This window comes from Mycobacterium sp. 1081908.1 (genome assembly GCF_001673535.1).
Taxonomy (GTDB): domain Bacteria; phylum Actinomycetota; class Actinomycetes; order Mycobacteriales; family Mycobacteriaceae; genus Mycobacterium.
In genome coordinates this window covers 1-879 of the sequence record NZ_LZLY01000070.1, presented here as the reverse complement: position 1 = coordinate 879, position 879 = coordinate 1, and the positions used below count along the sequence as shown (strand labels likewise).

General features: G+C 72.1%; 1 protein-coding gene and 1 pseudogene. Both read left to right on the top strand.

Annotation, left to right across the window (positions count from 1 at the left end; translation table 11 throughout):
• Positions 1-140: pseudogene (locus tag A5655_RS29365) on the top strand (hypothetical protein); the annotation flags it as partial.
• 78 nt (positions 141-218) lie between these two features.
• On the top strand, positions 219-879 hold a 661-nt coding region (locus A5655_RS10270), incomplete at its 3' end, for a permease (RefSeq protein WP_067009156.1).

The following is an 879-nucleotide window of genomic DNA, read 5'->3' as shown; positions in this document are numbered from 1 at the left end:
AGGCGGCGGGTTTGGCCACCCTGGCCGATGACGATTTCGGCGGTGGCCCGCGGATGCCGATGTTGCCGGGCACGTGGGGCCCGGGCGGTGCCCGCGAGGGCGCCGACGAGGATCTCGACGGCGAGCGACGCGACGGCTAGCGTTGCGAGCTCCGCGATCCGTCGCCGACATCGTCCGCAGCTCCCGATGGGGCGCCCGCACGCTGACATACTGAGGCGATGGCGACGCTGAGGACCCGGCCCAGGTTGCGCGTCGGGTCGATGGAAGTGCTGGTGGGCATCCTGCTCGTCGGCGCCTTCGCGGCGACGAGGCTACGGAACGCGGTGGCCCTCAGTCCGGCCTTATCGACCGCTGGAACCGTGTTCTGTGGGGTGTTCGTCCAGGCGGTCCCTTTCCTCGCGCTCGGCGTGGTGGTCAGCGGGCTGATCGCGGTGTTCGTGTCGCCGGAACGATTGGCGCGCTGGCTGCCGCGCCGTCCGGCGGTGGCGGTGTTGGCCGCCGGCGTCGGCGGGGCGGCGTTGCCCGGCTGTGAATGCGGTTCGGTTCCGGTGGCGCGGCGACTGTTCGGCGAGGGAGGCGCCACGGGGGCGGCGGCTTTGACCTTCATGCTGGCCGCGCCGGCGATCAACCCGGTAGTGCTCGTGGCCACCGCGGTCGCGTTTCCCGGTGTGCCCGGGATGGTCGTCGCGCGCATGGGGGCGTCGCTGCTGACCGCGGTGATCATGGGGTGGATGTGGTCACGGTGGGGCCGCGCGGAGTGGATCACCCGCCGGCTGCCCGCTTCGGGAGCCCGGACCGAGTCGCGGTGGACGGTGTTCACCGAGGCGGCAAGGCACGACTTCCTGCAGGCCGCATCGTATTTGGTGATCGGCGCCGCCG